We start from the raw sequence: 9,145 nt of genomic DNA, 5'->3' as shown, positions 1-9,145 counted from the left end.
AAAAAGTCGGGATGGGGAATCGCCACGACTCTAAACGGGCGCAGAGGGATTGTAAGACTATGAAAGGTAGCAGAACCCTGTGAAGCGTCAAGAATCACCGTGGCTTTAGCCCGGTGAGTATTTCAACTTCAGACTGATGCCAGATCCAAATCTACCATCTCACAACAATTGAGGTTTATTTATGCTTTTGCCCCTAGGCTTCGGTCAACGATCGACAGTTACTTCCCAAGGCCGAATGGTATACTACACTGCGGAAAAAACCCCTTGGATCAAGATACCTAACTCAACTTCGGATAATTTGCCGAACTTGGTATTTTTTCACGGTTTTGGAGGTGGTTCCAGTGCCTACGAGTGGTCGAAAGTTTATCCGGCTTTTGCCACTGACTATCGAGTTTTGGCACCGGATTTAATCGGCTGGGGACGATCGGAACATCCGGCGAAAAACTACAAGGTAGAGGATTATATCACATCTTTAATTGAATTTCTCGAAAAAACTTGCGGGAGTCCGACGGATGTGATAGCTTCTTCTCTGACTGGAGCGATCGCAATTCGAGCGGCGATCGCCAGACCAGACCTGTTCAAATCCCTAATTTTGACCACACCTAGCGGTTTGTCTGACTTTGGCAAAGATTACAGCAGAAGTTTCTTTGCTCAAATAGTCCGCACACCTATTTTGGACCGCTTGCTTTACAGTACCGGAATTGCCACCGATGGGGGCATCCGCAACTTTCTAGAACAGCGGCAATTTGCCGATGACCGCCGAGTTTACCAAGAAATCGTAGATGCTTACCTAGAATCTGCGTTGGAACCGAATGCAGAGTATGCCGCTCTTTCTTTTGTGCGAGGAGATTTATCCTTCGATTTATCCCTATACATCACTCAGCTAACCACGCCGACTGTGATGATTTGGGGAGAAAATTCACAATTTACCAGCCCTGAGATTGGCCAGCGATTGGCAAATCTCAACCCCGAAGCCATCAAAGTCTTCCAAATTTTGGAAAATGTCGGTTTGACACCGCAGCTAGAAATTCCCGCTGTCACCATTGGCTTGATCCGGCAATATTTAAAGTTGCTATCGCAAGGGTGAAGAATTACACTGACAACGGTCAGTTGTTATTGTTTATTGGGTAGGGGTTCTTGGTTATTGTTTATGGGTTATTCGTGATTATAAGAGTGTAAATAACAAATAACAAATAACCAATAACCAATAACTAATAACTAATAGCTATTTGACACGCACATCAATGACGCTGGCGTTGAAAATATACTTATTGCCTTCGAGTTCTAGCGTAGTGCCAATTTTCACCTTAGTACTGCCTAAAACAGGGCCGTTGTCAGTAATTTGACCTTTACCTTCTAAGGTAAACATCATATTTCTGCTGAAAGATTCTTCTTCTCTGGGGTCTGGTAGAGCTTTTAATGTGCCGTTGGGCTGAGGAACGGCTAGGGTTCTGGTCAAGGTTTTGACAGCTTTGATCGTAATCTGACCGGAAGGTTGGTTACGGATAATCACATTGATTTTATCCCCTGCTTTGAATAAATCTTGAAAGTTTGTCCCTTTAAGACCGATCGCAATGGCATCGATTTCGACGGGTTTGACATCGGCGCCACCAACTTGGGCTACGGAACCACCAGAAGTACCAGGGAAGAAGAAGATTCCGACTGCAACTAGCAGAATGATCAGAGCAGCACCTAGGTCTAGGATGCTAAGTTTACCGAACAAGCGGCCTTGTGAATCCAAAATTTTCATAAAAAATCTTCGGGAGTGTGGAAACCGCGTAGCTTGATAGTCGCGGGCGAAACACGAGCCACTGAATTTATCCAGCGTCTTCTGTGAGGGGTTGATAGCTTAAGAAGTATCTGTACAAGCCAAAAGATATTACCACAATCGCTGCTCACAATCCGCAGGATATAAAATGAAAAAGTCCGAGGATTGATTCTGGGAATCTCCCTTGTCAATCAAGCTATACTTCAAGGATGCCATAGATCCAACTCACAAAAGCGGTCGAAAGAAAGGCTATATTTCTCATGTTTAAAAAATTTTGGTTGACAATACGACGTAGATGTGGTAAAGGAATTTATTTATTTCTGTCTCTGATTGTGACTGCGGGAATCTGGGTGGTGTCGCCAGAACCGATGCAAGCATTTTCTTTGCCAGAACTGATTTTTCGAGGTATTCAAGTTATTCAATTGTCGAATGTGTCCGATCGCCAAGAAGTAGCTATAGGTAGAGAAATCAATCAGCAGTTGGCTGGACGGGAATTTAAAATTTATCCCGATCGCGCCACCAGAGCATATATCAACCGCATCGGTCAGCGACTGGCCCAAAATAGCGATCGTCCGAATATTCCCTATACCTTCCAAGTCGTTGACGATGACAATATTAACGCCTTTGCGACAATGGGCGGTTTTATTTATGTGAATAAAGGTTTAATGACAGCGGCAGATAATGAAGCTCAATTAGCCAGCGTGATCGGCCATGAAATCGGTCACATTAGTGCTCGCCACGCGATTAAACAAATGCGTCAAATGGCGATCGCCTCTGGTGTGGCTTCCGCAGCGGGACTTGATGGTTCTAAGGTAGTGCAGCTAGGGGTGGAACTGGCTTTACGCCGTCCCCACAGCCGTCAAGCTGAATATGAAGCAGATCAGTTGGGATTGCAAACAATGGGGCGATCGGGCTACGCTCAATCGGGGATGGTGGATTTTATGAAAAAGTTGCTCAACAGACCTTCTCCTCCCAGCATTTTGAGCACTCATCCGGCTACCGATTCCCGCATTGCGGCGATCGAACAGGGAATCGATCCCAGTTTGGCTACGGGTGAAGGCTTAAACAATGGGACTTACAGACAGGAAATCCGCAGGCTTCTGGGTTCCTCGCGTCAGTAGTCAACAGCTAGCTTGGTGAAACCACTGGACTCAAAACCGATTTCTGGAGGGGAATTTCCGAGGAGTTCAATGGTCTCACCAATTCGTCTAAGGGCAAAATTCGGACTTGATGGTTAAATACATTGACTTGATAAACTCGGCGGTAGTTAAGGTCAAATCCTGTCAGCCAGCCACTCTTGGGATGATAAGCACCCGTGTCAATATCTAGCCACCCTTGTCCTCTGACTAATTCCCCCGGTCTGACCCCCTGAAACGTAAAGGTGATCGTGTGACCGGTGATAATTAATTTATCGGGAAAATAGGGTTGAGAGATGTTGTGAAAATCCTTGCGAATCCAGCAGAGTTGTTCGCTAGACTGCTGGTCAACCGGGAGTGTGGGATCGACCCCGGCGTGGACTAGCCAGATATCGCCCAAGTCGAGGTGGGTGGGGAGCGATCGCATCCATTCTAAGTGCTTGTAGGGCATCATCCCTGTATTTCTGTAACTGTCTATGGTGGCATCACCGCCACTGCAAAGCCAAGCTTGCCACGATCGCATATCAGTAAGGCCATCCACTAGAGCATTTAACATCAGTTGTTCGTGGTTGCCTAACAGAGTTTGGTAACAACTTTCCTTGACAAACTCTACTACTTGAGCACTCTTGGGTCCGCGATCGATTAAGTCTCCCAGAAAATACACGCGATCGTCCGACCCAGGGGCAAGTGCCTCTAGTAAGGTCATTAAGCCATCGAAATGCCCATGTACGTCACCAATAACAATGCGCCGATGCTCCATTGTACTTATTCAGTTTCCTGACTCTCAACAAAAACCCGTAGCTAACAGCATCTGATTTTGCTGCTAGGCTTTTTGCCCTCTGGTTCCTAACAGGGGGTGTCACCCATTATACTGTTTCGTATAAAGATTTAGTAAAGTTTACGACTATTTACAGAACACCGAAAATTTGGGTTGATGCAAAAACCCAGTAGATTTAACCACCAGCGACATAGCTCTTAACTAGCCTCGCATCGAGAGGGTGTCGCGATTGCCCACATAACCTAGGCAGTTGTCAAACTTCTATATTTCAAAATCAGCCTGAAGAAAGGAGACTCGAACAAGTCAAAGTCCCCATTCTGAACCAGGGCTATTTCATTCTGACGAAAAACAGGGCTTGTTAGGGGCAGGTCCCTGTTCTGCGGCCGGGAATATATCAACCATGCGCTAGCTGTGTCCCGAATTGCTGGGAATACCCGGATTCAAAGCTTGCTCTCACCAATAACTGATAACAAATAACCAATAACAACTAACTTTAGTTTTTGCCGATGACGGACAATCCTTCGACAATTACAGAGGGTGTATGGCAAGAACCGTTCCACTCGGAGTCCCCTCCTAATTCTACTAATTGTTTGAGGACTGTATAGACGTTGCCGGCAACCATTGTGTCTTTGACTCTGCCAATTATTTGACCTTTTTTGACGCGGTAGCCGAGATCGATATTAATCGAAAAGTCGCCGGAAATGCCCGCACTACCCCCCAGCATTTGATCGACTACAATTCCGTCGTCTAATTGGGCGATTAAATCAGCGAGCGATCGCTCTCCTGGTTTAATTAAAACATTGAACAAACTCGGTGTGGGATAACTGCCCAAACCAGGCCTAAATCCGTTGCCGGTGGTGCCACTGCCTAATGTTCGACCGGTGGTGCGATCTGTGTAAAATAACTGCAATACTCCATTGTGTAGGAATACGATCGATCTAGTGGGAGTGCCTTCGTCATCAAAGGGACAGCTATAGGGCCCCGTATCCGGCTGTTGGGAGAGTGTGACTAGGGGGGATGTGACTTGTTGGCCCAATCGATCGCTCCAAGGCGAAGCCCCTTCTAGTACCTGTTTGCCGTTGAGGGCTGCACAGACTGTGCCCCAAAGTAAATCGGCGGCTTTGGCGGTGAACAAAACTGGTACCCGCCCTGTGACTGGTGCTACATTGTCTTTAGCCCATTCCAATCGTTGCAACACTCGCTGGGTGATGGTGTGGATGTCGATGGTGCTGCGTTCGGTTTCGCCCTCCCAAATATTCAGGAAGTCTTCTCCCCGCACTAATTCTGCTGACAAGTAACCGCTGAGGGTGGTGTCGGTGTGGCTGCAATCCAAGCCTCTAGTGTTCACCAAGCGGGTGCTTTCTATTTCGCAGTCAAATTCGGCGGTGCAGATGCTTTCTGGATACGCTTGGCGAATGCTGGCGATCGCACTTTTGCCCCATTCTACTAGCTGTTGTGCTGCGATCGACTGTCCGAGATCGGGATAGACAATTTTGTTACCGCTACCGAGTTCGATGATTTCCGGTTCGTTGAGTTGCGACAGGGCGATCGCGCGATCGACCAAAATCTGCGGTTCCACGGGCCCGTAAGCCACTGCCAAACCCGGCCGCCCATCCCTCCACAGCCGCAGCGCAATGCCTTCTGCTTGGGCTGTTTCTAGCTGTTTCAGGCGGTTTGCTTCAAAAAATACCGGCCGCGATAAGGATTGTGACTCCAATACCTCAGCAGCTTCGGCACCTGCTTTGGTGGCTAATTCTAGCAGTTGTTCTGCTGATTGGTGATTGGTCATTGTTGTTGGTAAGTAGAAGGAAGATCGAAGATGGACTTTTTATCGATATTTACGAGCATTAGTTCTTGGTTATTTGTTATTTGTTCTTTGTTATTGGTTCTTTGTTATTGGTTCTTTGTTATTGGTTCTTCACCTAACAACTGACAACTAACAACTGACACCTAACACCTAACACCTAACACCTAACACCTAACAACCCTAAATACTTAATTCATGCAGCAGCCAAAATCCGGCGAAAGATTCTGATTCAGGATTAGACTGGATTGCCAAAAAATGTACTTTTTTTGCTTCTTTTTTCGCAGCCTCAAATTTTTTACCTTCTGCTTCAGTTGCCGAGTCTCTGAGATTAGCTAAAATCCAGCGATCGTTAGCACCCGTATCCAGTATCAACCTAGGGGGGGTAGGAGGGGACCCGGAGTCAAATTTCATAAAAGCTAACTCCAAACCGGACATCCAACCGGCCAGGGCTGTAGCTCTAGACGAAAATATAATTAGCCCCGGAATTTGGGTTTCGGGGCTCAGCCCTGTCATGGGTAGCCCAAAAGCTTCGCCAAATCCGATATCCCACTCGGACATTTCATCAAAAGCGGCGATCGGCAAACTCACAAATGCCCATTTTTCGCCGATTAAAGCGTCCGGCAGTGCCACAGGCGTTTCGGGTACAAATTGCACCGAAGGGTTAACAGTGGCTTGATAACCCTCTTGTGCGGGGTAATACGATCGCATCCGTTCTTCTAGCCACAGGCTGAGGGCAAGGGTGCGGCGACTCGCTGCCACGGGTATCTCCAAATCTTCGCAGGCTTTGGTAATCATGTTGGCCATTTGGCGACGGAAAAAGCGGATTTTTTCGGGAGGTTTCGGTGCAGAGGCGATCGCCTCTTTAATTGCACCAGCCAGCCACAGGGAATTTACCGTTGAACTGGGGCACCACTGTGAGTAGCGAAACAGAGATTCTGCATTGTCACCCACATTCAGCGGACTTTCGCAAATCAACACTTCCCATTTTTTTTTCTGTCGATCGTCTAAGATCGGACGACTGTAAAAATCGAGTTCCCAAATAGTAGCCATGCCGCGCCGTTCAAATTAATGCTTTCTAATATTACCGGACATCGGGCAAGTTTCTGATTCCGAGCAGTGGCAAATGATTTTAAATCATGGAGGATTTTAAGGCAATGCTGAGGCGATGGTTGACCCCAGTAGTCACAGCCCACAGGTTTGTTAGTATCTTGCAACCTCAATCTATCAATATGGTAAACTGGTTAAGACTGCCACTGTAAAAAACAACAAATAGAACATAATTAAAGGTCGATCGCCTTTACTCAAAAACCAACAAATCGAAATTCCATGACCAAACTCAGCGTCAACATCAACAGAATTGCCCTCCTCAGAAACTCTCGAAACATCGGCATTCCCAGCGTTACTGAAGCTGCCAAAACCGTAATTGCCGCCGGAGCCCACGGTGTCACAGTTCATCCCCGTCCTGATGAGCGACATATCAAAGCCTCTGATGTTTATGAATTAGCCAAAATGCTAACCGTAGAATTCAATATCGAAGGTAATCCTTTTCAAGATCCGTTTATGGATATAGTTTGCGATGTCAAACCAGCCCAGTGTACCTTAGTGCCAGATGCTCCCGATGTACTCACCTCTGATAGCGGTTGGAATATTCCCGAAAATCGCGATCGACTCCTACCAATTATTCAAAAATTAAAAGATAACGGCATCAGAGTCAGTCTATTTATGGATGCAGACCCTGCTCTCATGGCCCTAGCAAAAGAAGTGGGTGCAGACCGAGTAGAATTGTACACAGAACCCTATGCAACGGCTTTTCGCGAAGGGAAAGTAGAATCAGTTTTTGAACAATATGTATTATCAGCTAAGGCTGCTCAAGCTGTCGGTTTAGGTGTGAATGCAGGACATGATTTAAACCTGCAAAACCTAGCTAAGTTTTGCTCCATTCCCGATATCCTCGAAGTATCGATCGGTCACGCTCTCATTGCAGAAGCATTAGAAATGGGTTTGTCTAACACTGTACAAGCTTACTTAAAAATTCTCTCGGATTTATAGTAGACATCTGCCACAATTATTGTGGCGAGTACCGGTGAGGCCTCCGGGCTGTCCTTGATATCAAATCGTCTCTCGATCGGAATTATTCAGTATTATTCAGTTCTCTATTCTCGGACTCTATCTCAAGATTGTTCTAGAAACGTTAAATCATTCCGATGCAAGGGTCAACAATATGACCGTTGTCACTTTAGGGATAGCATATCCCGTGCGATCGCACAGGATATTATGAGCTTGTCTCCGAGACTGGAGTTTAGACTAAAACAGAATAAAGAGGTGCATTACTGTAGATTGAATCCACTAAAAGATGAGCGATCGAAAACTTCTGATTAAGGGGACTTTTTGGCGGTTATTCTGGAACGAGAAAACCCTTTTTTGACCACAGGATATCGAATTCTGGGCCGTCGTTGTTTCCCTTTCATCCAACCGTCCGATTTACCTCGCACTTTCGGAGATCGAGCTGGTGTGCCTAACAGGGCTAAAATGCTTCCAAAAGATTGAGCTACCCGCCCAGGGGTGAGTTTGACCAGAGATTTCTGCCACGGCAGAGGGCGTTGCGCCACCAAATGACGACCCAACCATAATTGCCAAGTCACAATCGGCATTAAATCGCTCCAACGGTCGCATTGAAGTGGTGTACTGAATTGAGGAACTGTCCAATGCAGGCGATTTTTAGCAAAACGATACCAATGGTCGATCGCAAATCTTCGTAAATAAAGTCGCCAAATTTCTGTGACAGCAGGCATTTTTAACCCCACAAACGCCAACCACATCGGCTTCGCAATCCTGGTAGAGCCATCAGCAGCTAGTCGTTCCACCAGCAGAATCGACATCTCATGAGAGGGGGACAAGCGAAAATGTAAATTGTTGAACAGCCTGAGAAATTGGACTGTCCCAACTGGTAATTCTCTCGTGTAACAGTGGCAAGGCCCAACTTCCTTATGCTTCAGGTATCCACGCCAATGTACTGTAACCGTATCCTACAGTCACCGGGCGACCTCCCAGTTGTGATGGGGAATGTTCGTAGGTACGTTCTTTCAGTGTTTTGGCGAACGGTCTCGACCAACTCGTATGGTCGCCCGCGAGGACAATTCGTTCCGATCGCGGGAGTTGTTGGATGTAAAGTTTCATTAATTGTTGTCGATCGGGTCGAGTGTCTTGTAATGCTTCGTAAACGCTTGGCCATTGACGGCGAAACACGCAAGATAATGATAAATCCGCTAAACTTTGAGCTGTTCTGGTCAACAAGAGCGCATCCATTAACTCAAAGGTAGCATCTTGCGCTTTACGACGAAACTGTTGCAATTGAGTGACAACATTATTCATACCGGTCGCTCGGGGTTGTGATATTTCCCTATCTTCCGCTATCCGGGTCAACTCAAGCAGAGTTGACCCGGTATTTTTTTGCCTGTTGTTGGTTCTCTCATCTCTTCGATTGTTCTTAGGCGAACTCACTTTTGTTTGAGGGCGATCGTACTTTTTAGTCTAAACTCCAGTCCGAGAGACAAACAGCCAGAAAGATTAGACGAGCGACGCAATTTTGCGAAATGACAAAGGGGGGACGAACCCCAAGTTTGCCTAAAAAAAAATAAAGCGGCTTTGTAGAAAAG

Annotated in this window: 9 protein-coding genes; 3 read left to right on the top strand and 6 right to left on the bottom strand. The window is 46.5% G+C overall.

Going from position 1 to position 9,145, the window contains the following annotated elements; translation table 11 throughout:
- Positions 1–181 precede the first annotated feature (181 nt).
- Entirely contained in the window at positions 182–1,087 is a 906-nt protein-coding gene (locus AAFP14_RS26505) for an alpha/beta fold hydrolase (RefSeq protein ID WP_341735144.1), read from the top strand.
- A 138-nt stretch (positions 1,088–1,225) separates the two neighbouring features.
- On the opposite strand, the gene AAFP14_RS26500 is transcribed toward AAFP14_RS26505, so the two are convergent.
- Positions 1,226–1,750, bottom strand: a complete 525-nt coding sequence (locus AAFP14_RS26500; RefSeq protein WP_341735143.1) for a DUF4330 domain-containing protein — start codon at positions 1,748–1,750, stop codon at positions 1,226–1,228.
- A gap of 278 nt (positions 1,751–2,028) precedes the next feature.
- On the opposite strand from AAFP14_RS26500, the gene AAFP14_RS26495 reads away from it, so the two are divergent.
- Complete coding sequence (locus AAFP14_RS26495) at positions 2,029–2,889, top strand: M48 family metallopeptidase (protein ID WP_341735142.1); 861 nt, start codon at positions 2,029–2,031, stop codon at positions 2,887–2,889.
- A gap of 7 nt (positions 2,890–2,896) precedes the next feature.
- Here the strand turns inward: AAFP14_RS26495 and AAFP14_RS26490 are convergent, their stop codons facing one another.
- The 3 genes from AAFP14_RS26490 to AAFP14_RS26480 all read right to left on the bottom strand — a co-directional run bounded on the left by AAFP14_RS26490 (position 2,897) and on the right by AAFP14_RS26480 (position 6,539).
- Complete coding sequence (locus AAFP14_RS26490) at positions 2,897–3,664, bottom strand: metallophosphoesterase family protein (RefSeq protein ID WP_341735141.1); 768 nt, start codon at positions 3,662–3,664, stop codon at positions 2,897–2,899.
- A 511-nt stretch (positions 3,665–4,175) separates the two neighbouring features.
- Complete coding sequence (locus AAFP14_RS26485) at positions 4,176–5,471, bottom strand: TldD/PmbA family protein (RefSeq protein ID WP_341735140.1); 1,296 nt, start codon at positions 5,469–5,471, stop codon at positions 4,176–4,178.
- A gap of 198 nt (positions 5,472–5,669) precedes the next feature.
- Entirely contained in the window at positions 5,670–6,539 is an 870-nt protein-coding gene (locus AAFP14_RS26480) for a Tab2/Atab2 family RNA-binding protein (protein ID WP_341735139.1), read from the bottom strand.
- A 276-nt stretch (positions 6,540–6,815) separates the two neighbouring features.
- Between AAFP14_RS26480 and AAFP14_RS26475 the strand changes: the two genes are divergently transcribed.
- Positions 6,816–7,538, top strand: a complete 723-nt coding sequence (locus tag AAFP14_RS26475; protein ID WP_340550639.1) for a pyridoxine 5'-phosphate synthase — start codon at positions 6,816–6,818, stop codon at positions 7,536–7,538.
- A gap of 326 nt (positions 7,539–7,864) precedes the next feature.
- Here the strand turns inward: AAFP14_RS26475 and AAFP14_RS26470 are convergent, their stop codons facing one another.
- Both AAFP14_RS26470 and AAFP14_RS26465 read right to left on the bottom strand, forming a co-directional pair.
- Positions 7,865–8,368: a hypothetical protein gene (locus tag AAFP14_RS26470; RefSeq protein ID WP_341735138.1), complete on the bottom strand. Its 504-nt coding sequence runs from the start codon at positions 8,366–8,368 to the stop codon at positions 7,865–7,867.
- A 106-nt stretch (positions 8,369–8,474) separates the two neighbouring features.
- Complete coding sequence (locus tag AAFP14_RS26465) at positions 8,475–8,861, bottom strand: transposase (protein ID WP_341735137.1); 387 nt, start codon at positions 8,859–8,861, stop codon at positions 8,475–8,477.
- Positions 8,862–9,145: the final 284 nt, after the last annotated feature.

This window comes from Microcoleus sp. EPA2 (assembly GCA_020882975.1).
Taxonomy (GTDB): Bacteria; Cyanobacteriota; Cyanobacteriia; order Cyanobacteriales; family Microcoleaceae; genus Microcoleus.
The sequence above is the reverse complement of the archived record's forward strand: the minus strand, read 5'-3'. Positions and strand labels throughout refer to the sequence as shown.